The organism is Lacinutrix sp. MEBiC02595, assembly GCF_053601555.1.
Map to the genome: position 1 here is coordinate 50,562 of NZ_JBSHNU010000246.1, position 24,452 is coordinate 75,013.

Annotated in this window: 16 protein-coding genes and 3 tRNA genes; 10 read left to right on the forward strand and 9 right to left on the reverse strand. The window is 30.8% G+C overall.

All coding sequences use genetic code 11. From position 1 onward, the window contains the following. Positions 1-2: 2 nt before the first annotated feature. The 8 genes from ACVCZW_RS17610 (at position 3) to ACVCZW_RS17645 (ending at position 13,811) form a co-directional block, all read left to right on the forward strand. On the forward strand, positions 3-2,711 hold the full coding sequence (locus tag ACVCZW_RS17610) for a DNA methyltransferase (protein ID WP_452233051.1): 2,709 nt from the start codon (positions 3-5) through the stop codon (positions 2,709-2,711). Positions 2,712-2,714: 3 nt separating this feature from the next. Next, positions 2,715-4,682: a DEAD/DEAH box helicase gene (locus ACVCZW_RS17615; RefSeq protein WP_452233052.1), complete on the forward strand. Its 1,968-nt coding sequence runs from the start codon at positions 2,715-2,717 to the stop codon at positions 4,680-4,682. Next, a complete protein-coding gene (locus tag ACVCZW_RS17620; protein ID WP_452233053.1) occupies positions 4,675-5,889 on the forward strand; it encodes a GIY-YIG nuclease family protein in 1,215 nt (404 codons plus the stop codon). The genes ACVCZW_RS17615 and ACVCZW_RS17620 overlap by 8 nt, the downstream gene beginning before the upstream one ends. Before the next feature lie 165 nt (positions 5,890-6,054). Further along, on the forward strand, positions 6,055-6,453 hold the full coding sequence (locus ACVCZW_RS17625) for a hypothetical protein (protein ID WP_452233054.1): 399 nt from the start codon (positions 6,055-6,057) through the stop codon (positions 6,451-6,453). Next, positions 6,454-9,567 (forward strand): AAA family ATPase, encoded by a 3,114-nt coding sequence (locus ACVCZW_RS17630; protein ID WP_452233055.1) that lies wholly within the window; start codon positions 6,454-6,456, stop codon positions 9,565-9,567. Next, positions 9,567-10,805, forward strand: coding sequence for an McrC family protein (locus tag ACVCZW_RS17635; protein WP_452233056.1), 1,239 nt, complete (start codon positions 9,567-9,569; stop codon positions 10,803-10,805). The genes ACVCZW_RS17630 and ACVCZW_RS17635 overlap by 1 nt, the downstream gene beginning before the upstream one ends. Positions 10,806-10,818: 13 nt before the next feature. Continuing rightward, on the forward strand, positions 10,819-12,969 hold the full coding sequence (locus ACVCZW_RS17640; RefSeq protein ID WP_452233057.1) for an NERD domain-containing protein: 2,151 nt from the start codon (positions 10,819-10,821) through the stop codon (positions 12,967-12,969). Positions 12,970-13,025: 56 nt separating this feature from the next. Beyond that, a complete protein-coding gene (locus ACVCZW_RS17645; RefSeq protein ID WP_452233058.1) occupies positions 13,026-13,811 on the forward strand; it encodes a hypothetical protein in 786 nt (261 codons plus the stop codon). 112 nt (positions 13,812-13,923) lie between these two features. Here the strand turns inward: ACVCZW_RS17645 and ACVCZW_RS17650 are convergent, their stop codons facing one another. The 8 genes from ACVCZW_RS17650 to ACVCZW_RS17685 form a co-directional block, all read right to left on the reverse strand. After that, positions 13,924-14,958: a DUF3871 family protein gene (locus tag ACVCZW_RS17650; protein WP_452233059.1), complete on the reverse strand. Its 1,035-nt coding sequence runs from the start codon at positions 14,956-14,958 to the stop codon at positions 13,924-13,926. Next, positions 14,930-15,793 (reverse strand): AAA family ATPase, encoded by an 864-nt coding sequence (locus ACVCZW_RS17655; protein ID WP_452233060.1) that lies wholly within the window; start codon positions 15,791-15,793, stop codon positions 14,930-14,932. Before ACVCZW_RS17655 ends, ACVCZW_RS17650 begins: the two co-directional genes overlap by 29 nt. 262 nt (positions 15,794-16,055) lie before the next feature. Beyond that, positions 16,056-16,940 carry a hypothetical protein gene (locus tag ACVCZW_RS17660; RefSeq protein ID WP_452233061.1) on the reverse strand — a complete coding sequence of 295 codons (885 nt, stop codon included), beginning with the start codon at positions 16,938-16,940 and terminating at the stop codon, positions 16,056-16,058. Between the two features lie 177 nt (positions 16,941-17,117). Beyond that, positions 17,118-18,329: a tyrosine-type recombinase/integrase gene (locus tag ACVCZW_RS17665; protein WP_452233062.1), complete on the reverse strand. Its 1,212-nt coding sequence runs from the start codon at positions 18,327-18,329 to the stop codon at positions 17,118-17,120. 189 nt (positions 18,330-18,518) lie between these two features. After that, positions 18,519-18,592, reverse strand: a tRNA-Arg gene (locus tag ACVCZW_RS17670). Positions 18,593-18,621: 29 nt separating this feature from the next. Then, positions 18,622-18,696 (reverse strand) — tRNA-Pro (locus ACVCZW_RS17675). Positions 18,697-18,726: 30 nt separating this feature from the next. Next, positions 18,727-18,815 (reverse strand) — tRNA-Ser (locus ACVCZW_RS17680). Positions 18,816-18,918: 103 nt separating this feature from the next. Next, positions 18,919-20,967 carry an HD family phosphohydrolase gene (locus ACVCZW_RS17685; protein ID WP_452233063.1) on the reverse strand — a complete coding sequence of 683 codons (2,049 nt, stop codon included), beginning with the start codon at positions 20,965-20,967 and terminating at the stop codon, positions 18,919-18,921. 124 nt (positions 20,968-21,091) lie between these two features. On the opposite strand from ACVCZW_RS17685, the gene ACVCZW_RS17690 reads away from it, so the two are divergent. Together ACVCZW_RS17690 and ACVCZW_RS17695 are read left to right on the forward strand one after the other, a co-directional pair. Then, a complete protein-coding gene (locus ACVCZW_RS17690) occupies positions 21,092-22,270 on the forward strand; it encodes an acetyl-CoA C-acyltransferase (protein WP_452230116.1) in 1,179 nt (392 codons plus the stop codon). 87 nt (positions 22,271-22,357) lie between these two features. Next, the gene (locus tag ACVCZW_RS17695) at positions 22,358-23,107 is read left to right on the forward strand and encodes a C40 family peptidase (protein ID WP_452230117.1); all 750 of its coding nucleotides are present in this window, start codon (positions 22,358-22,360) and stop codon (positions 23,105-23,107) included. Between the two features lie 83 nt (positions 23,108-23,190). Here the strand turns inward: ACVCZW_RS17695 and ACVCZW_RS17700 are convergent, their stop codons facing one another. Further along, entirely contained in the window at positions 23,191-24,435 is a 1,245-nt protein-coding gene (locus ACVCZW_RS17700) for a tetratricopeptide repeat protein (RefSeq protein WP_452230118.1), read from the reverse strand. Positions 24,436-24,452 lie beyond the last annotated feature (17 nt).

The window sequence follows — 24,452 nt, forward strand, 5'->3', positions numbered from 1 at the left end:
CTATGAATAGTAAAGAAATACAAAACAATGTTCAAGCTATAGTTGATAATTTTTCTAAGGAAGAGTTTATCTATGATTTTTTAATGGCTTATGGTGTTACTAAAACCGTAACAACCATGCTTAAAAAAGGAGATTACAACCTTTCTAAAATTGAAGGTGAAGTCCTATCTAAAAACAAAGTCTTTTTTAAAGTTGAAGAATCTGGTAAACTTCTTAGTTCCATTGATACTATTTCTAAAGAAGATAGAATACTCAAACACAAACCAAAGTTTGCTATACTAACAGACTACAAACAACTTGTAGCTAAAGATTTAAGGTTTGGCACAACTAAAGACATTCAAATAAGTGAATTAGCCAATCATCATAGCTTTTTTCTACCTCTTTCAGGTAGTGAGGTTTACAACTCTAGTAACGACAATCAAGCAGATAGAGATGCTGCTTATAAAATGGCTTTACTTTATGATTATCTAAGGGATGAAAATCCTGAAATTTACAAATCAAAAGAGAGCATACACAGTTTAAATATTTTCTTATCTAGATTATTATTTTGCTTCTTTGCTGAGGACACAGAGATTTTTGATGAAGACAGTATTTTTACTAATACTTTAGCACAGCAAACTAACCCAAATGGTAGTGATACACATGTTTTTTTAAATGACCTTTTCAAAAGGCTTAATACTGAAAAAAAAGATGGCTTACCGGATTACCTAATAGATTTCCCTTATGTTAATGGAGGTCTGTTTAAAGACCCTATTAAGAGCCCTAAATTTTCATCTAAAGCAAGAAAAGTGCTTTTAGAGTTGGGAGATTTAGACTGGAAAGACATTAACCCAGATATTTTTGGGTCTATGATTCAAGCTGTGGTTATAGATGAGTATCGTAGTGACTTAGGAATGCACTACACCTCTGTTCCTAATATCTTGAAAGTGATTAAACCTTTATTTTTAGATGAGCTTTATGAAGAATATGAAAAACACCAAAATAGCATACCACAATTAAGAAAGCTTATCAATAGAATCTCAAAGATTAAGTTTTTTGACCCTGCCTGTGGTAGTGGTAACTTCTTAATTATTACCTATAAAGAAATAAGAGTTTTAGAGATTGAAATTTTAAAACAAATTATAGACTTATCTCCTACTCCTCAATTAGAGTTTACCCAAATACGCTTATCTCAATTTTATGGTATTGAACTAGATGACTTTGCACATGAAATGGCAATACTAGCTCTATGGCTTGCAGAACACCAAATGAATAGAATCTTTGAAGAACAGCTATTTGACTATGGTAAGTCTGAACCAATACTACCTTTAAAAGAAGCAGGGCAAATAAAACAAGGAAATGCTACTAGAGAGAACTGGAAAGAAGTTTGCCCTATTGATTTGGCAAGTGAAGTTTACATCATTGGAAACCCTCCTTATCTAGGAGCAAGACTCCAAGATGCTGAACAGAAAAAAGATATGAGTATTGTTTTTCATTCCATTAAGGGCTATAATAATATGGATTATATAGCTTGTTGGTTTTATAAAGCAAAGGAATATATAAATGGGTTCAATGCTAGAGTGGCATTAGTTACTACTAATTCTATTTGCCAAGGAGAACAAGTGGCTTTAATATGGCCACATTTAATTTCTGAACAAATTGAAATAGACTTTGCTCACCAATCCTTCAAATGGACTAACAATGCAAAAGGTAATGCAGGTGTTACAGTAATCATAGTTGCACTTAGAAATACTTCTAGTGAAACTAAACACCTTTTTACGGATAACCTTAAAAAAATTGCGAAAAATATTAACCCATACTTATTAGATTCCACTAACATAATAGTTAAGGGAAGAAGCAAACCTATTTCAAATTTCCCAGAAATGAATTTTGGAAATATGGCTAATGATGGCGGATTTTTAATTTTAAATAAAGAAGAAAAAGATGATTTAATATCTCAAAATTCAAAGACAAAAGAATATATTAAAGACTTTATAGGCAGCTTAGAGTTTGTAAGAGGAAGTAAAAGATATTGTTTATGGTTGGTAAATAATTTAGATGAAGCAAAAAACATTCCTAAAATAAAGAATAGGATACAAAAGGTTGAAGAAATTAGAGAAAAGAGTAAAAGAGAAGCTACTAAAAGATTAGCTAAAACACCTCATTTATTTGGTGAAATAAGACATCAAAACTCAGATTCTTTAATAATCCCTAGGCATTCATCAGAATCAAGAGATTATATTCCTATTGGCTTTTTAAACCCTGAAACTATTATAGCTGATTCTGCAATGGCTGTATATAATGCTCAATCATGGCTATTTGCTGTTTTAACAAGTAGAATGCATATGGTATGGGTAAAAAATATTGGAGGCAAATTAGAAACAAGGTATAGATATTCTGCTAAATTGTGCTATAATACATTTCCTTTCCCAGACCTTAATAACAAACAAAAAGAAACTTTAAATCAATATGTATTTGATATTTTAGATGAAAGAGCTAAACATACAGGTAAAACTATGGCTTGGTTATACAACCCAGACACCATGCCTGAGGGGTTAAAGCAAGCACATAAAAACCTAGATGAAGCCATAGAGAAGTGTTATAGATTGCAAGAATTTAAAAATGACACAGAGCGTTTAGAGTACCTTTTTAAGCTCTATGAAACTATGATAAAAAAGGACACGCTATTTGCTAAACAAAAGAAAAAAAGAAAGACCAAAAGTAAAAAATAAGATATGCCTAATTTAGTAGAAGTAACCTATAAACAAACAGGACAAAGTAAAAAAACAAATCCTTTTGGTATGCGAGAAATGCAAGCAGAAGCATTTAAAGCAAACTCTGCACAGTATTTACTAATTAAAGCTCCACCTGCTTCTGGTAAGTCTAGAGCTTTAATGTTTATTGCTTTAGAAAAGCTACATAAACAAGGCATTAAAAAAGTGATAGTCGCTGTTCCAGAAAAAGCTATTGGTGCTTCTTTTGGTACTACAGAATTAAAAAAATATGGCTTCTTTGCAGATTGGTCCCCAAATCCTAAATACAATTTATGTACTCCTGGACCAGAAAAAAGTAAGGTAACTGCTTTTTTAGAATTTTTAGATACGGAGGAAAAAATCCTTATATGCTCACATGCTACTCTACGGAATGCTTTTAAAGGCTTAGATGAAGAAAAATTAAATAATACTTTAGTGGCTATTGATGAGTTTCATCATGTTTCTGCTGAAGGCGATAACAGATTAGGTGAAGTTTTAAAAAACATCATGGCTAAATCTAGTGCTCACATTGTAGCTATGACAGGTTCTTATTTTAGAGGTGACAACATACCTGTACTAATGCCAGAAGATGAAGCAAAGTTTACTAAAGTAACCTACAACTATTACCAACAGTTAAATGGTTATGAATTTTTAAAATCTTTAGGTATTGGCTATCATTTTTACACAGGTAGATATTATAAAAAACAACCTGATAAAGAAATGTCTGCTTTAGAAGAAGTTTTAGACCCTAATTTAAAGACAATTGTTCATATACCAAGTGTAACCTCAGCAGAATCTTCAAAAGAAAAGCATGATGAGGTAGCACATGTTATTGACGTATTGGGTGAAATAGATTATCAAGATGAAAAAACTGGAGTTATTTATGTAAAAAGTAAAAAAGCAAACAGAACACTTAAAGTTGCCAACTTAGTAAATGATGACCCAAAATCAAGAGACAAGATTACAGCCTATTTAAGAGAGGTTAAAGCTCCAGAAGATATAGACATTATTATTGCTTTAGGTATGGCAAAAGAAGGCTTTGATTGGCCTTATTGCCAGCATGCTTTAACTATTGGTTATCGAGGTTCATTAACAGAAATTATACAAATAATTGGTAGAGCAACTAGAGATAGTAATAACAAAACTCATGCACAGTTTACAAATTTAGTAGCTGAACCTGATGCAGAAAATGATGATGTGAAAGTTGCAGTAAACAATATGCTTAAAGCTATTACAGCATCATTATTAATGGAACAAGTATTAGCGCCTAATTTTAAGTTCAAATTAAAAAGAGATGATGAAGATGAAAGCGAAGATGATGAGTTTACAATAATTATAAACCCTAAAAATGGAGGTTTCAAATTACCTACTTCACAAAGAGCTAAAGATATCATTGAAACAGATTTAAATGACCTTAAGGCTAGAATTTTACAAGATGACCAAATGCTGAAAGCAATGCCTGGTAATTTAAATGCTGAAACGATAAACACCATTCTTATACCTAAAATAATAAGAGAAGTTTATCCTGATTTAGATGAAGAAGACCTAGAAGCTGTGAGACAACATGTGGTTTTAGATTCTGTAATTAAAAATAGCACTATAGAAGAGCAAGGAGATAAAAAGTTTATTAGAATGGCTAATAGTTTTATCAACATTGATGATATACATATAGACTTAATTGACCAAGTAAATCCATTCCAAAAAGCTTTTGAAATACTATCTAAAGCTGTTACTGCTCAAACCTTAAAATTAATAGATGACCACATACAGTCTACTAAAATTGAAATGACTGAAGAAGAAGCCATTTTACTATGGCCTAAAATAAAAGATTGGGTTACAAAAACAGGAGAGCAACCTAACCTACAAGCTTTTGACCATAAAGAAAAAAGAATGGCAGAAGCTATCATTTTCTTAAGAGAATTGAAACGTAAAAGGATGCAAGATGAGTAAAAAGAAGCCAACACTAGATGACATCTTTAATGATGATGAGTTTGGACTATTAGATTCAAAAGCAAAAACTTCAACTGTAAAAACTGAAGAAGACAGACTCATAGATTCTTTTGAAGAGATTAATATATTTATAGATAAGAATAATAGAGAACCTAATAAATCTAGTATGTCTGAATATGGACTTCTAGCTGTACTTAAAAACTTTAGAGAAGACGATACAAAGAAAAAAATAGTAAAGCCATTTGATAGACACAATTTGTTAGGCTATGTAGAAATGGAAAAACAAAGTTTAGAAGACATTTTAAATGATGATGATTTAGGTCTATTAGACACAGATAAAGACCTATCTATTTTCACTTTTAAACATACACCAAAACAAGAAGATAGAGCTGATGCAGACTTTATAGCACAGAGAACTCCTTTAAAAGAAAAAGACTTTAAGCCTTATGAAGGTCTGTTTCAAAAGGTACACAAAGAAATAAAAGAAGGCAAGAGAGAAATTAAGCCTTACAAAAACACTGAGAAGAACCTTCATGTAGGCAACTATTACATTATGGATGGTATTCTACTTTATTTAGAATCTGCTAACCTTGAAGAGTCAGAAATAGAATTGAAATCTGGGAATAGAATTAGACTTGAAGGTAGAACAAGAACTGTTTTTGAAAATGGCACATATAGCAACATGCTATTCAGGTCTTTAGGCAAGCAAATTCAAAAGAATGGTAAACTTATAACCAACTCTAATGATTATGCAGAAAATGAACTGTTTGTAAACTCAGGCTTAGTAAAAGAGGAGGATGTTCAAACAGGTTGGATTTATGTTTTAAAGTCTAAGTCTATAGACCCAAAAATTTCTAAAATCAAGGATTTATATAAGATTGGTTTCTCTAGTAACTCTGTTGATGATAGAATAAAAAATGCAAGAAAAGAAGCTACTTATCTTTATGCAGATGTAAAGAAAATAGCAACCTATAACGTTTATAATAGAAATGCAGATAAACTTGAGAACCTGTTACACAGATTTTTTGCAAGTACTTGTTTAGATATTGAATTCACTAATGAGAAAGGACAACGCATAAACCCTAGAGAATGGTTTGTTGTCCCTTTTGAAGTTATTGATGAAGCTGTACAGCTTATTATAAATGGGAATATTGTTAATTATACCTTTGATGCAAGTAGCAAGTCTATAAAACTAAAAGATGAGTAAAGAAGAGAAAAAAAAACTTTCTTATTTAGAAAATAGAGGTTAGTATCTTTTTGTAAAAGAAGATGGTAAACCTAATGTGTTAAGATCTAAAGAGGAATTTGATAATTATCTAAAAGATAACAACTATTACATTGATGATTAATATATATTTTAAGTTTTAAAGTTATGAAGGAAGAGAAAACTTTGGTTATAGTTGAGAAATTAAACACCTCAGAGAAAGAAGAAATTTTAGCTTGGGCTAAAAATGTTAAAGAGATTCAGAATGATAAAAATCTTAATGTTAAAGACAAGATAAAGTCTCTAAAAGAACTCGACAATAAAACAGCTTTTATAAGTCTTGGAAAAATAATAAAGACCAAGACTAAGAAATCTTGGAAGAATGCTTCTTGGGCTAAAAGACTAGGTGTTATTGGAGCTAGTGGTGCATTACTTACAGTTAGTGGCTCTGGTGCAGGAATAGCAGCACTTGGAGGAGCAATAGGATTACCTCTATTTTTAGTAACTGCTGCAGGAGGTACTTTGATAGGAACATTAATAGATGAGTTGAGTAAAAACAAGAAATAAATGCCAGAAACCTTCAAGACAATAAAAGCTTCAGAGTTCTTTAAACTAATAGATAATGACTCTATTAAAGAGACTTATGATCATATTAAAGACAACAACATAGTTTTAAAACCATCAACTAAGTACTCTTTGTTAGTAAATGATGACCCCTTTCCTCCTAAAGACTTTATTAGGATTATTGCTAAACTTAAAGGTTATAGTATAGATGAATCGACTTTATATGGAGGAAAAGCTAACAAGCCTTTTGAAAAGTTAGGATACACTATAGACAACAGCAAGAAGACTAGCAAAGAAAACTTAAAGATTGAGTTTGCAAAATGGTTATTAAAAAATGGAGCTGAGTCTTACAGACAATACTATGGTAACTCATTAGAAGAAATAGAAATAAAGTTAGATGAAATCAATAGTTTTTTTCCTACTAGAGACCTATTTAGTGTAGTTCATGGAAATTATGAAGAACTAAAATCTTTTTTAACTAAAAACATCTATGGTGAAAATCGTAAAAAAAATACAGCGTTTTTCGATTATGATGAGTTAAAAGGAAATGGCAGACCTAAAGCTGTATTAGGTAGGAGTAACTATTTTATATTTTTAGATGGTAAGATGAAAAAGGACAAAGTAAATACAATAGATAAGCAACTTCTAAGGACATATTGGGCTAAATACAAAGACTATTTTAGATTACCTGATTCAGAGCATACTGAGAAGTATAAGTGGTCTGTACTTAAACAAGTCTACAGTAATTGGGATTGGGATGCGGAGAACAAGCCTCAAATGTTTAAAGATGCTTTTAATGTGTCTGGACCAAAAAACCTATGGCTTAGTGGTAATTTTTATCCAATAGAGCATACCAATTGGATGTTTCAAAATTTTAGATCAGAAACGGAGAATGCCATCTCTACCCTACTCAATGAAGGTCTACCACTAATAGATAGAATTAATAATTTTATTAATTTTTATGACACTAAATTACCTGAACTACAAGAGCTTATACCTGATAAAAAAATAAAGTATCACAGTCATAATGATTTAAGGGCTATTGCCCTATACCTTACTTTACAGCACCCAAAAAAATATTTCTTATTTAAATATGGAATGGTAAAAAAGTTTTACCAGAAAATGGAACTCCCTACGATTAAAGCGGGAAATAAAGAAAATTTAGGAACATACTTAGACATTTCTAATCAAGTATTAGAGTTTATAAAAGAAGACATAGAGTTCTCTGATGAATATAAAGAATTTACAGAGAAAGATAATAATTATGATGATGATAGTTTACACTTACTAACACAAGATTTTATATACACTGTAGCTAATCATTTTAATGATAAAATCAAGTATTGGAGAATTGGCTCTAATGATGGAGATCATTCTTATTCTAAAGAAATGCTTTCTGATGATTATATTGCTTTAGGCTGGAATGATATCGGTGATTTAGCTGCTCAAAAGATAAAGACTAAAGAAGAGGTTTCTGAACTATTAACCAAACACAAACAGACTTTTGGAAGTGAAGGAGTTAAAACTAGAAAAGCAGGAGAAATATTTGACTTTTACTTAAATGCAAATAAAAATGACATCGTAACCTTAATGAATGGAAACTCTGTTATTGCAATTGGTAAAATAATAGACAACTATAAGTACAATAAGAATTATCCTTTTGCACATAGTAGAAGCATAATTTGGTTAAAAAAAGATGTAAAAAATTTCACTTTAAATGATGGTATTCGTACTACTTTTTATCCTTTAACAAAGAAGGAAACAAAAGATAAGATTAATAAGTTCCTCATTCCTTCCAATGGAGATGACTTTTCTAATGGGGATGACTTAAAAACAAACAGCATGGACTTAAAAAAACACTCACTAAATCAAATTTTATATGGACCTCCAGGAACTGGTAAAACATATAAAACAAAAAAAATAGCTGTAGAGATTATAGAAAATAAAGAATACTCTGATTCTCTCGATGATAGAGAAATTATATTAGCAAAATATGATACTTATGTAAACTCGGGTAATATACATTTTACCACTTTTCACCAAAGTTTAAGTTATGAAGATTTCATTGAAGGTATAAAACCTGAAACTTCAGATAACCAAGTAATCTATGATGTAAAAGATGGTATTTTTAAAGAAATTTGTAATAAAGCTAAAGTAAAACAAGAATCTAATTTTGAAGATGCTTATCAAAGCTTATTAAATGAAATAAGCGAAATTACTGATGATTATTTGCTACTTAAAACTCCAAGAAAGAAAGAATTTAGGATTAATATAAATAGTAATAATAATCTAAATTTATACACCTCAAAAGATATAAAAAAACAAGGAACTTTAACTAAAGATAAATTATTAAAACAAATTAATGGTTTTGATGTGTTTGATGGATGGGGAGGTTATGCAAGTAGTATTATAGAGTATTTAAAAACTAAGCACCATTTAACTACAAAAATTAAAGATAAAAAGAAAGGAAACTACGTATTAGTCATAGACGAAATAAACAGAGGAAATGTATCTGCAATCTTTGGAGAATTGATTACACTTATTGAAACAGATAAGAGATTAGGAGAAAAAGAGTCAATTAGTGTAACTCTACCCTACTCTAAAAGCTTATTTTCAGTACCTAACAACGTTTACATTGTTGGAACAATGAATACTGCTGACAGGAGTGTTGAAGCTTTAGATACAGCTTTAAGGAGAAGATTTTCTTTTGAAGAAGTTTTACCAAAACCAGAACTTCTAAATGAGCTTAACTATCAAGAAGTTAATCTTGAATTATTGTTAGATAGAATTAATCAAAGAATTGAGTTATTAGTAGATAAAGACCATCAAATAGGTCACTCCTATTTTTTCAATATTAATACATTAGAAGACTTAAAACTTGTTTTCAAAGATAGTATCATACCTTTATTAGAAGAATACTTTTATGGTGATTTTGGTAAGATAGGCTTAGTGTTAGGAGAAAGATTTGTAGAACAACAGGCTATTAAAAACAAAACAATCTTAGCTCCTTTTAAAGCATATGATGAAATAGATTTTGTTACAGATAAAAAGATTTTCAGAATAAAACCTATTGATAACATGGAAGATTCAGACTTTATATCTATTTACAATAACTAATGCCAAACAAGAACCTCATACAAGTTTTTGAATATCAGAAATTAAGATTTACTGATGACAATGGTTTCACTGAGAGCCATTTTAAGTCATTAGTAAAGTTTAATGAAGAAGGCAATAACAAATACTTTAAGACTATTTATAATGGCATTCAGTTTGTTAGCTATGTAGGTGTTATACAAATAGGTGGTTTAACTATAGAGATACTCCCAAAGGCAGATAAAAACAATGAAACTTCTCAACAAGAAAAAGACACTTGGCAAAGTGTTTTACTTCACATGCTTAAAGTGTGTAAGAAAATTCAAGTTGAAACTGTTTCAGAAACACAACTAAAAAAAAGATACCATTCTATTCTAGAAGCCTACTTTACAATGTATCTAGAAGAAGTTGAGCAGCTAATAAAAAGAGGCTTAATTAAAAAATACAGAAGAACTCAAACTAATCAGTTAGCTCTTAAAGGAAAACTGTTGTTTGCACAAAATTTACAAAAAAACACAGTACATAAAGAACGATTTTATTGTGAACATCAAGTCTATGACAAAGACCATTTAATACATCAGATTTTACTTAAAGGTCTACAAGTTCTAGACTCGTTTGACAACTCTCATTTATCCGATAAAACAAACAAGTTACTATACCAGTTTGATGCTGTAAAGCGCATTGAAATAAGCGCTAAACACTTTAAGAAAGTAAGTTTAAACAGGAAGTCTCAACCTTATGAAAGAGCTTTAAACATAGCTAAAATGCTAATCCTTAACTACTCTCCTAATATTAGTTTTGGTCAAGACAATATGCTTACTTTACTATTTGATATGAATGTACTTTGGGAAGAATACATTTTTAGAATTTTAAACAAACATAAACCTGAAAATTTTCAAGTTTCTTTTCAAAACTCAGATACCTTTTGGGAGCATAAAAGTATTAGACCAGATATTGTGATATCTAATGCTGAAGACGAAAATTTTATAATTGATACCAAATGGAAAATTGTAGAGTCAAGTAACCCTTCTGATAGTGACCTAAAACAAATGTTTGCCTATAACTTGCATTGGAACTCTACAAGAAGTATGCTACTTTACCCTCAAGTTAATCAACAAGACAGTGTTTTTGGCAACTATACTTACACACATCCAGGGATTAATGAAAACCAGTGCAAATTAGGTTTTGTAAGCGTCTTAGATGATAACAATATTAAAGATAGTAAGGTTTTAAGTGAAGAGATTTTCAAGAAAATAAGATAAAACATGTAACTAAATGGCTACTATAATTCCTCCATATGATAAGATATTATCTCAAAAAGTAAAACCTACAGAGGGAGAATTACATTTATTAAAATTTCTTGATACTAACCTTGATGAATCATTTGAGGTTTACTTCAACCCATACATGAATGGTGACCGTCCAGATATCGTAATAATGAAGAAAGGTCAAGGTGTCTTAGTTATAGAAGTAAAAGACTATAACCTTGATTTATACAAACTTGATGAAAGAAAGAATTTTGTAATTAAAAACGGTAATATAAGAACATCAAAATCTCCTATATCACAGGTGCTAAAATACAAGGAGAACCTATATGAGCTTCACATAGATGAATTACTTGAGAAAAAAATTAAGAACATTAGACATTTTAATATTGTTTCATGTGCAGTATATTTTCACAAGGCAGATTCCGAACAAATAAAGGAATTACTTGTAACTCCCTTTGAAATCAATAATAAGTATTTAAAATTTTTAGAATATAATATAGACCTAATTGGGAGAAATAACCTTAATGAATTTGACCTGAATACTATTTTAAAAAAAAGATATTTAAAGTCTGAAAAGCCTTCTTTTCTTTTTACAGATGAAATTTATAACAGCTTTAGAAGATTTCTTAAACCTCCAATACATTTAAAAGAGGATGGTAAAGACATTAAATACAGTAAAAAACAACTTGAAATCATTTATGATGCTACTAGAAAAGAGCAAAGAATAAAGGGTGTAGTTGGCTCAGGAAAAACAACTGTCTTAGCAGCAAGGGCAGTTCAAGCTCATAAAAGGACTAATGGAAATGTACTTATACTAACTTACAATATAACTTTAAAAAATTATATCAAGGACAAAATTAGTCAAGTTAGAGAGGAATTTCCTTGGAAGAACTTTGTGATTTCTAATTATCATTTGTTCATTAATTCTGAACTTAATAACTTAGGAATACCTGTAGTAATACCTGATGGATTTGATGAGTACTCTGATGAGCAAAAAGACAAATATTTTGAAAGCAACTATTACTCTAATAAAAAACTCTTCACTGAGAACAAAGAAAAAATTAGACCTTATGAGGTAATATTAATTGATGAAATTCAAGATTACAAAAGACCTTGGATGGAGATTATTAAAGAGTGCTTCCTTGCTGAGAATGGGGAATACATCTTATTTGGAGATGTTAAACAGAACATATATAATAACAAAACTGAAGCTAAAGATATATCGACTAATGTCAGAGGTGTTACAGAATTAAAAAACTGTTTTCGTTCTGATTTCAAAATTAAAGACTTAGCTATTTTGTATCAAAAAGATATTTTTAAAGATAAGTATGAAGTTGATTCTTTTAACAAAAAATCTCAAAGTTTAGAATTGGCTTTCGAGAGAAACCAAGAAGGAAGCATAAATTATATTTACTTGCAAGACGCAGACAGGGTAAGTAGTCTATACACCATAATTTATGAAAATGCAATCAATAAAGAGATTCCTCCAAATGATATTACAATTTTAGGAAACTCTGTTTCATTACTAAAAAAGTTTGATGCTTATTACCGCTACTCTTCAAATGAGAAAACCAACACCATGTTTGAAACTTATGAAGTAGTTTACTTAATGGGACTAAATTACATACAAAAAAACAAACCTCTTTGGCTTGTTGATGGGATTAACTTAATGAATAAGCAAAGGTACTTGACAGACAACAAGGCTTTTAATCAAATAAGTATATTATTTACCTTAAATGATTTATACTCTGAATACCCAGAACAGTTTAAAAATAAATTAGAGATATACTGTAAGAGATTTTCAACAAGTCTTGATGAATTCTTAAAATACTTAAGTAAAAACAAGGAAGCTATTGATAATTTCAAGGAAGATTTTGGACCTAAAAAACAAGGTAGCAATATCAAGATGATTCGTAACAACAAGAAGATTCACTTTCATATGAATAGAGGAACAGTAAAACTCTCTACTATTCATAGTTTCAAGGGATGGGAAAGTGAAACAGTCTTTTTAATATTAGAGAATTTCAACTTACAAATGACTTTTGATGAAATTCTTTATACTGGTATCACTAGAAGTAGAGCTAATTTGATTTTAATAAATTATGGTAATAAAGATTATCATTCTAAACTCAAGGATTTAGTTGAAAAAGTAAAATAACTAATCCAACTGTACAAGAAAAAGCATCTTTAAAGACAAGATTAAGAAACCGTTTTATGATAAATAAAAACATATTTACTAGAGAGCTTCTAATTGCTATATCAGATTGGCAAAGAGGCTGGTCTGAAGTCCAAGAAAGAAGAAGATTACTCGCTGACGAGCTTGTTATTCAGTGTGAGAAATTACCAAAGGAATTCAAACAAGTTAATGGTAGTTGTTATAGAAAGAGATTTATTAATTCTAAAGAACTTATACCAATTTTGATTGATGATGATTTTTTTGAAGGAATAGCAAGCTGGACAGAAAGTTTAGACTATGCAAAAGGCTTTAAAGCAAGAATAAGAAATGAAGAAAAGTTCGTAACAGTATTCAAACATAGACCTCTACCTCAAGAAGTTGTAGTCAACATTGTTGCTCTTTGGAAAGACGAACAATTTAAAAAAGCTGCTGAAGAATTTAGAATTGAAGATGAGACAGCATCAAAACCGCTCTTCCACTTTAAAGACGATCAATCAGAAATAATACTGAAATCCACTTTAAAAGGAACAGAAATAGAAGATATAAAAGGAGTTTCAAGCTCATTTGAAGTATTGTGCGATAAAGCCAATATACCTGAAGAGAAACGAGAAGAGTTATCAATTAGGTACTCTAAAGATCCTAATGGTATACCTATAGAATTTGAATATTTTGCTGGTTCAAGAGCTACTAAAGAGGCTATAAAAAACACTTTAAACAACTTCAAAGAAAAGATTGAATCCGCAAAAGCTAATAATGGTAACATTAACTGGAGTGGAGCTGCAACTCCTCATATCGGAGATTTGAAACATAAACCCATTATATAACAAAAAACCATCAGGAGAATTATATACTTGTAGAAGATGTTCTAATAATTAACAACTTGCTTGAACAACAATAAAATACCCAACCTCTATAAAAATAAAGATTGGGCTTCACTCAACTCAAAAACCAATAGTTGTTAGAGTCACTATTGATAGCATTAGCCAACCCTTTTGTAAAATCAAAGGCATTGACATTTCTTGATAGAAAAGAGTCTATATAAGAGCTCTTATTAGCTCCTGTGAAGAGATTATATACATTCCAAAGATTAATATCTCCATTTTCGTTTCTACTAAAGCTATTATCTAAATAATAGTCTTTTGCTACTGTAGAAATTTGCCCATCATTAAGTAACAATTCTGGAATTTTAAGTCTTTCTTCTTTAGGTAAATAGTTATATAATCTTGCCCTTCCTATAAGCTGAGCAAATTGTTTTTCTGTTAAGTTTTGTTTAAATAATTGCTTCATCTGTTGTAGATGATTTTGGGCATCATATCCTTGAATCAAGTCCATTATTCTAGACTGTAACTCTGCATAAGTTCCAACTCGCATTTCATCTTGATAACCATCTGTAGAAATACAAAGGTTACAACACACCATGTTTTGAAAACCTATAAAGAATTTAAATTTCTCATAAGATTTCTTATTATACAGGTTTTCTTGGTTGTAAGCTCTAACTCCTCCTACTGTTAAAGCTACATCATTTCCATTAATGTTTTCTGTTATAGATGGAATTCTTATAATGAATGCCATCCTCTCAAAATACTGAGTTTTTTCATGGTCTAAAAGTTCTTTTACTGGCTTATAAATAGCATCAGCTGTCCTACCCTTTATTTGATGAGATACTCTTACTTCTGGTACTTCTATAGTATGATGCGAAAACACCTTACTTACACAGTCTTGTGCTATCTCTATAAACTCTTGATGTGCTAATGTTTTCTCGTTATCCTTACTAAAAACAGGTATAATACAATCATGCTTCAAAGTAGAAAGGCTAACCTCTTTCGTGTTAGCCTCTAAGAATGGGTTATGGTTATATACTTTATTTTCTGAAGGTATTTCTAAAGGATTTACAGTTTTAGGTATACCTTCAGGATTAATAAATACTCCATTATGTTGCTTACTAAGCTCTGTTACTGATACTATTTCCATTTTGACTAAAATTTTCTGGTTTAACTAATTGTTCTAACTGTTCTTTTTTAGCTTGATACAAAGCTTTTAATGGCAACTGAAAACTTGGATGCTCCTTGTATAATTCCATTAGTTTACTAACAGATAAACAGTCTTTTATCTCCTGCTTTACATCTTCCTCTTTTATAGGTGATGAACACCAATCTAAAATGCGTTTTCCTGTTGCAGTATTTATCATAAACTCTGGCTTACCTGAAAACAGATTAGTTCTGTCTTTACTTGCTACTGCAAAGTGTTTAATATCAATATCAAATACTACTGTAAACTCATATGAAACATCATCTCTTTGTACTGCTTTAAGTCCTACTTTCTCTGGTACAAACTTTCCATCTTTCTGTTGTAACACATAATCTTGTTTAGTGCGCATTGTTGCTATAATGTGAGCATCAGCTTGTAGTATCTTATTTATAAATGCATTTTGACGAGGCTTAACCTTGCTCCAATTAGCAAAAGAATTGCCAGGTAACTTTGAATGAAAGTCTAAAAGCTCATCCCATACTTGAGAGATTGAATCTAGAATAATTACTTCCATTCCTGCTTTTTCACAAACCTCAATAGCCTCTATATACTTCTCTGGTGTGTAAGGTGGTTGTAGTGCCAATACATTATAGTTTCCTAAATGTGCATAAAGGTCTGCTGAGCCATTTTCGGTGTCTATCACAGCGACTTTAGCTAGATTGTCATTAGTTAGTCCTTTAGCTAGCAATAAGGAGCTTAAACTCTTTCCGGAGCCACTACTCCCTTGTAAAGCCATTTTAATTTTGGCTTGTTTTCTTTCTGATTGTCTTAATTGCATAATCTTTTGTTTTTGAAGGTTAATATTAATTACATAAAAAAAAGCATCCCAATTATTGGGATGCTGAAAGTCATTAGCGGAATACCTCTAATAAAAGAGCATATGTGTTCTTCCTATTATATACTAATAAGTATAATTTCTTATAACATATATATTATAAGTTCTATTAAAGAAATAAATGCATTCTCTTTTATTGGAGGATTTCCGCTAACCGAAAAAGGCTACTTTTTATAGTAGCCTTTAAAAATAACTTGAAATCTAGTTATTGTATAAGATTAGATAATGACTTTTCTTCTTTCTTAATTGAAGGTTTGAGATACTTTTCAATGTCTTGGTCTGTAGAGTTATACCCTTCACTATCTTCTTCATTAAGTAAAATCTCAGGTAATAAATCTATTACTTTCCCTCCATCAATGTCAAAGTAAGTAGCCTGCATAGGTCTTCCATCAATTTTAGTTTTTACTAATTCCGTAGAAAGAAAACCTAACTCTATGAATTTCTTAATAATCTTGTTTGCTCTATCCTTTTTAACTCCAATTTCTTGAAATATTTTTTCTTTCGACCAATAAAAAGGCTTAAAGTCGAAGCATTTAAACTTCACCAATAGCGTTATAAAGAAGACTCTTTCATCACAAGTAAAAAAGTTTGAATTATACTTCATGAAATTTAACACTTCTACTCCCATGAAGCTACTATAGGCTACAGGAGTAAAGTTGAATTCTGAGTCATAATCCTCTATAACAGATAAATCTACTAAGCATTTAGCTGAAGGACAAGGTATTATATTCTCTTTGTCTGCAACACCAAACTCTCCATTTTTAGTCACTCTAAATACCACAAATTTTTCATCACTATCAGTAAAATTCTCTTCTCTAGTTAATGTATGGTCATATAGTGATAACTCAATAAAATCGGCTTCTTTCTTAATATTATTTCCTAACCAATCTTCATGTTCATCAAGATGCAATTCAGGGGTGGTTTTAGATACATTAGATGTTTCTAAAATTTTGTCAATTTCAAAGTCTTCTCTATCAATTGTAGAGGAGCTAAATTGTTGTAAATACTCAATCTGCTCTGGTGCATAGGCAGTTTTCTGGTTGTTTATTGCTAGTGACTCTTGTGTAGCAATATTCTCTTTATTTATCATAATAATGATATTAAATGATTAATATTCAAATGAACTCTTTCATTTGACATAAAGAAAACTCGGTGTAAAGAACTATATGTTCTTATAAAATGTAGAAAACTCGTTAAAAATCAGTTATAGAATGAGACTATTGAATGAAAACCTCTAACTGATTTCCGGCAAAGTTAAACAAAATGTTTAGTTATTTAATTTTTTTCTTAACTTTTTCATTTCAATACTTATTTTAGGTTGAACCACTTTAGCATAACTATCTTGTGTTACACTCATTTTAGAGTGCCCTAAGAGTTCTGAAACTATTTCCATTGGTATATTATTATATAGTAAGATAGTAGTTGCAAAAGTTCTTCTAGCGAGGTGATGTGACATGTTTTTATTGATACCAACTAACACACCTATCTCCTTTAAATATGAATTGAATTTTTGATTAGAAATACTAGGAAATACTACGTCAGAATCAACTTGCTTATACTTGTTAATAATAGTTTCAGCTTGAGGTAATAAAGGTATAGCTAATGGCTGCTCAGTTTTCTTCCTAATCATATTAATCCATAAATTACCATCAAACCCAGTACTAATATGATGAGTCGTTAAACTATTCATTTCTTGATAAGCTAAGCCTGTATAACAGCAGAATACAAACATATCTTTTACTCTCTGTAGCTTTTCTTGAATGAACTCATGATTCATTAACTTCTTCAATTCAGGCTCAGTTAAATATACTATAACAACTCTATGCTTCTTGTTCTTATATAGACTAAAAGGATTATGTTGAAGGTAGTTTTCATTGATAGCAAATTGAATTATCTTCATAACTCTTTGCATACTTCTATATATAGTGGCTTGTTTTAGATGCTTTTCAGTTTTCCAATAATATTCTAAATTTTTAATGAATTTCAAATCTAGTTGTTTCAACTTTACATCAGACTTCTTGTACTGGCTCTTAATGAACTCAGCTACTTTCCTTCTACTTTCTATATATCTACTCCAAGACAGCTTATTAAAGTCAACACCAATAAGCTTTTTCATCTTTTCATTATGAAGGTCATAAGCTCCAAGAATAGTTATTTCCTCTTTAGTATCCTCTCCCTTGTATTTTCTATAGACATCATCTACATCAAACTCATTAGGTAAGATTTGAAGCATTAAAAAAGCCTCATTAATCTTTTGACTTATGAGGCTTAGTTGAGCATTAATAATATTAATTTCCTTGTTAGGAGGCTTAGCTATTTGTTGGCTACTATTCCAACTATCTGGATTTATGAATAGTCCTGTAGAGAATATTTTTCTTTTCTTCTTATATGTAATCCTACAACGTAAAGGGCATTTACCCTGTTTGTTTATTCCCACTTTATGAAGCAAGAATAGGATTGAGATTTTATAATTATTCATGATTTTTTTAGTTTTGAGAAAGAGGTGTACCTCAGTGAAAAGTAGTGTACCTAATTGTGTACCTAAAAAAGACACACTTTAGTATATTTTAAATTGTATGAAGGTATTTTAAAAAGATGTAAAACCTTTGTGAAGTATTACAAAACCTACCAAAAACAAAAAAGCCTCACATTTCTGTGAAGCTTTAAGTGAGCCCTTCAGGATTCGAACCTGAGACCGCCTCCTTAGAAGGGAGGTGCTCTATCCAGCTGAGCTAAGAGCCCGTAGATTTTATGTTTCTACGAAAACAGTGTCGGGGTGGCAGGATTCGAACCTGCGGCCTCCACGTCCCAAACGTGGCGCGATAACCGGGCTACGCTACACCCCGAATGATTATCAAAATATAAAAAAAATATTGCGGAGAGACAGGGATTCGAACCCTGGGTAAGTGTTGCCACCTACGACGATTTAGCAAACCGTTCCTTTCGGCCACTCAGGCACCTCTCCGGTAATTTTATTTAAGAACTATTGCGTTTGTATTTCAACGCGGATGCAAATGTAAGATATCATCTTAAACATTACAAGCATTTTTTTTACTTTTTTTAAAAAATTATTCGGGATATTCTATCCGCAAGTGATAAATGTTTGCAAGCTTGTGTTTTAGCACTTTTTTTATCGATTGAATTTCTTTAAAAGTTATATTCGCATTTAAGAATTGTTCCCCTTCCATTTGCTTATTTATAATGTTTTCTACAAATTTATCAATTTTTGTGGATGTTGGCTCTTTCAAACTCTTAGAAGCAGCCTCTACACTATCACACATCATTAATATGGCCGTTTCTTTACTAAATGGCTTAGGACCAGGATACATGAATTCCTGTATGTCTAAATCTTCATTTATAGCTTTCTCTTTTTTATAAAAGTAATAAACCACACTTGTTCCGTGATGTGTCCTAATAAAATCAATAACACGATCTGGAAGGTTATTTTTTCTTGCAATTTCAATACCATCTAAAACATGATCAATTATAATGCTTGCACTCTCATTAGAGGATAATTCGTCATGCGGATTGATTCCGGTAGATTGATTTTCGGTAAAAAACGTTGGGTTCTTCATTTTACCAATATCGTGATACAATGCTCCTACTCTAATTAACATGGCGTTTGCTCCTATTTCATTCGCTGCTGCTTCCGCTAAATTCGCGACGTTTAAAGAATGATGAAATGTTCCTGGTGCTTTGTTAGATAATTCTTTTAATAGTTTCGAATTCGTATCCGACAATTCTAAGAGAGATACATCAGAAACTAATCCGAATAATTTTTCATACGCATATATAAGTGGTTGCACAAATAAGGTTGCTAACCCACATAAAACAAATAAACCAAAAGTTTCCCAATGTATCGCGTCTACACTTCCTTCGTGAATTACAAAAAAAGCAAAATAAGCAATGATATAAATAAGTGTTATTTGTCCGACCGAAATAAATAAATTAGCTCTCTTATATAGCTCAGAAACGGTTAGAATGGTTACAATTCCTGCTATAATTTGCAAGAACATATATTCATAACTATTTGGAACAATTAATCCCAATAAAACAACAGTTATAACATGCGTAAACAAACCTAATCTAGCATCAAAAAAAGCTTTTAATACCAAAGGCAAAATACAAATTGGTACTACATATAAATATTTTGAATTATAACTAATTACCAACGTGGTTAGCAATACCATTAAAATAACATTGAAGAAAATAAAGGTTACTTTGGTATTATTATTAAAAACATCTAATCTATATTTTCTTAGAAAAAGTAATAGCATCAATAATGCCAATGCGACTAATAATGTATAAGCAAAAATAACCCAGTTATAATTGGATGCCGTCCATACTTGCGACTTATATTCATTTTTTAAAGACTCTAAAGTTTGGTACTTCTCTCCTTCCACTACTTCTCCTTTAGAAATAATTAAGGTTTCTTTTTTAATACTTCCTCTAGTATATGCTATTCTATTTAAATCTTCCAATAAAGCACCATCGGTTAACGATTTATTATACGCCAGATTGGGTTCTACAACATCAAAAAATAAAGCAAGAAATTGTGTTTTATAAAAATCTTGATTACTATCTAATAACACTTTATTAACTATCGAAGTTACTTCCTTTTGCTGTACTAAATCGGAAAACTGCGTTTGCTTAATGGTTGTTTGCCCATTAAGAAGTACACTTTTTTTGTCTTCGGAAAATGCATAATTTTCATTTAAAACACCGTTATTGTATAACCTATCTATAACAAGTTCACCTGTTTTAAATAATTCATTTAGTTTTACCTGAGAAAGAGAATCTGGGAAAATCTCATAAAATCCTGTCTTGTAATGTATTCTTACTTGGTCTTCTACTTTATCATCTATATTAAAATACAAACTAGCTTGCTTTTCGATAAGCCGTTTTTCTTGATTAATTTCTTCCGAAGTCTTTTTAATTGCAAAATCAAAAGGAGCATATAGATTTTCAGATTGCCAAGGTTTGCCTTGTTCAAAATTATATTTAAACTTTCCTTGTTTCGGAAACAAATACACTATCAATACCGTGGCACTTATAAAGAGTAACACCTTGTATATTAATGCGTGATTTTTATATAAATTGTTTATAAAGTCTTTCATAGGGATAATACTATTTTCAAATGTAATAAAATATACTTTTTAAATAGTTATAAAATGTTAATCGTATTAATTTATGCCAAAAATTGATTAATTTCGCATCAATTAAAATTAAAAGCACATAATTATGAGTAAAGAAGTAGTAATAGTATCTGCAGCAAGAACACCAATTGGTAGTTTTTTAGGCGCATTATCTACAATTCCTGCACCTAAATTAGGAGCAATTGCAATAAAAGGAGCTTTAGATAAGATTAATTTGAAGCCAGAAATGGTAGATGAAGTTTTAATGGGAAATGTTGTTCAAGCAGGAACAGGTCAAGCTCCAGCAAGACAAGCGGCTATTTATGCTGGTATTCCAAATACTGTACCTTGTACTACTATTAATAAAGTTTGTGCTTCTGGTATGAAAACAGTGATGCAAGCTGCTCAAGCTATTGCTTTAGGTGATGCTGAAATTGTTGTTGCTGGAGGTATGGAGAACATGAGTTTAATTCCGCATTATTTTCATGCAAGAACGGCTACAAAATTTGGTCCTGCTAAAATGGAAGATGGTATGCAACGTGATGGATTAGTAGATGCTTACGACCAGAATGCAATGGGAGTTTGTGCTGATGCTTGTGCTACAGAATATGGTTTTTCTAGAGAGGATCAAGACGCGTATGCTATACAGTCTTACACTCGTTCTGCTGCTGCTTGGGAAGCTGGGAAATTTGATAATGAAGTTGTTCCTGTGGAAGTACCACAAAGACGAGGAGAACCTGTTATAGTAAATAAAGATGAAGAATTTACCAATGTAAGAATGGATAAAATTCCAGCTTTACGTCCTGCTTTCACTAAAGACGGAACTGTAACTGCAGCAAATGCTTCTACTATAAATGATGGCGCTGGTGCAATGGTTTTAATGAGCAGAGAAAAAGCAAATGAATTAGGATTAAAAGTTTTAGCAACGATTAAAAGTTACGCCGATGCGGCACAAGAACCTAATAAGTTTACAACCTCTCCTTCAAAAGCGTTACCAAAAGCACTAGACAAAGCTGGTATCTCTATTAGTGATGTAGATTATTTTGAGTTTAACGAAGCTTTTTCCATTGTTGGTTTAGCAAACATGAAAATTTTAGGTTTAAACGATAGCAATATAAATGTAAACGGTGGCGCTGTTTCTTTAGGTCACCCTTTAGGATGTTCTGGCGTTAGAATTATAATAACACTATTAAACGTTTTAGAACAAAATAACGCTAAAATTGGTGCTGCATCTATTTGTAATGGTGGTGGAGGTGCTTCTGCTATTGTAATTGAACGCGAATAATATAGTAAGCAGTATTCAGTTGCGGTGCGCAGTTGCTCACTCAAAATGAATAAATTTTTAATTTAGACCTAACAACCAAATTTATTAATGCAATACGGAATTTGTAACTTAAGCATTGTTCCTTTAAGATTTGAGCCATCCGACAAAACCGAACTCGTTTCGCAAGTTTTGTATGGCGATTATTTTAAAGTTTTGGAGCAACGTAAATCTTGGAGCAAAATTCGGTTAGCCTTTGATAAATACGAAGGCTGGATTGATAATAAACAATATGCTGAAATAACGGAAGACCAATATTATACACTAAACCAAGAGGCTCCAATTCTTGTAAATGATTTAATTGAATTTGTTCAAGATAAAGACCAACATCTATATCCTGTTACATTGGGAGCTTCCTTAAACGGGTTACAACTTTTAGAACATACCTTTGATGGTACAACTACTAGTAGCATTAATCCAAAAGAACATATAATAAGTACCGCTTTTTCATTTTTAAATGCGCCGTATCTTTGGGGAGGAAAAACACCTTTAGGGATTGATTGTTCTGGTTTTACACAAATGGTGTACAAGCTTAATGGTTATAAATTATTACGGGATGCTTCGCAACAAGCTTCACAAGGAGAAGCTTTAAGTTTTATTGAAGAAAGTGAACCAGGTGATTTAGCCTTTTTTGATAATAGCGAAGGAGTGATTATTCATGTTGGTATTATCATGGAAGATAATTATATTATTCATGCGCATGGAAAAGTAAGAATAGACAGATTAGATCATTCTGGAATATATAATGCCGACAAGCGGATGCATACCCACAAACTAAGAGTAATCAAAAAGATTATATAATACTCTTTTCCATTTAAAATTATTATAAAAAAAATGCCACTTCAATGAAGTGGCATTTTTTAGTACTCTAAAGAAACTAATATTTAGTTTGCTAAAGAGTTAATTAAAGTTTTAATTCCTTTTTCTTTAGTTGTGTCACCAATAGCACCGTAAATATTTAATAGCGTTTTAGCTACTTCAATATTTTTTGGTTGCACTTTTAAAACAGCTTCTAAATAAGGTATAGCACTATTATAAATCCCAGTACGTTTTGCTTTTAATTCGTCATAACGGATATTATCTTTATTAGAAGTACCTAAACCGTTCATCTCTTCAATCAAAGCATTTTCTTCTCCTAATATTAATGCAGCCATATTAGTTTGTGCATTTACATTGTTAGGTTCTAAACTAATTACTTTAGTATAATACTCTTTTGCTTTAACAAAATCGCCATTATCAGAAGCAACTACTCCTAAGTTAAATATTAAATCTGTATTGTCTGGATCTAACTGAATAGCTTCTTCAATTAGTTTTTTATAGGTTTCTTTATCCCCATTTTTATAATGTAAATTAGCTTCAGATAAGATTAAATTAGAATCTGTAGGATCCATTTTTCTTGCTGCTTGAACCGCTGAAAGCGCCTTTTCTGACTCTCCATTATTTAAGTAAATAAAAGCAAGATTCTTAACTATTTCTCCTCTTTTAGATTCCGATATTTTTTCCATTGGTTTAATGTGAGATCCTGCTTTTACAAATAAATCTCTTTGTGCTTTAGGAAATGGCTCTACTTCACCTGTTTCTACATTAGTTGCAACATATTGTTTTTCAATTCCTGTATACCCTAATTCTAGTAACGTTTCATAATTTTTAGCTGCAGAATCGAAATCCTTACCAGTAATTGCACTAGAAGCAGCATAATATAAATACGTAGTATCTGAAGGAATCAGTTTATACAATTTTTCAAATCCTTTTACTGCATCTAAATATTGAGCAGCCTGATATTGGTTATTAGAATTTGTTAAAAGTGTATTTATTAAATTTTGTTTTACATCTCCAATTTCTACTTTATATGCATTCTTTACCTTGTCAAAATTTTCAATTGCCAAATCTAAATCTGCATCACTTCCTGCTCCATTAGCATAAAGTGCTTTACCTTTAAGGTAATAAAATTTATCTTTAGATTTGTCATCCATATCAGCAAGCATTGATTCTGCTTGATCTAAAATAGAATTTGCTACAGAAAAATCATTGTTTTTGATTGCTTTCTCTGCAGTTTTAAGCTCTTTTTTCTGTCCAAAAGAAAATACACTAACAGATAGTGCTAAAGCTATAATTACTTGTTTTTTCATTTTTTAAGTTTGTTTTA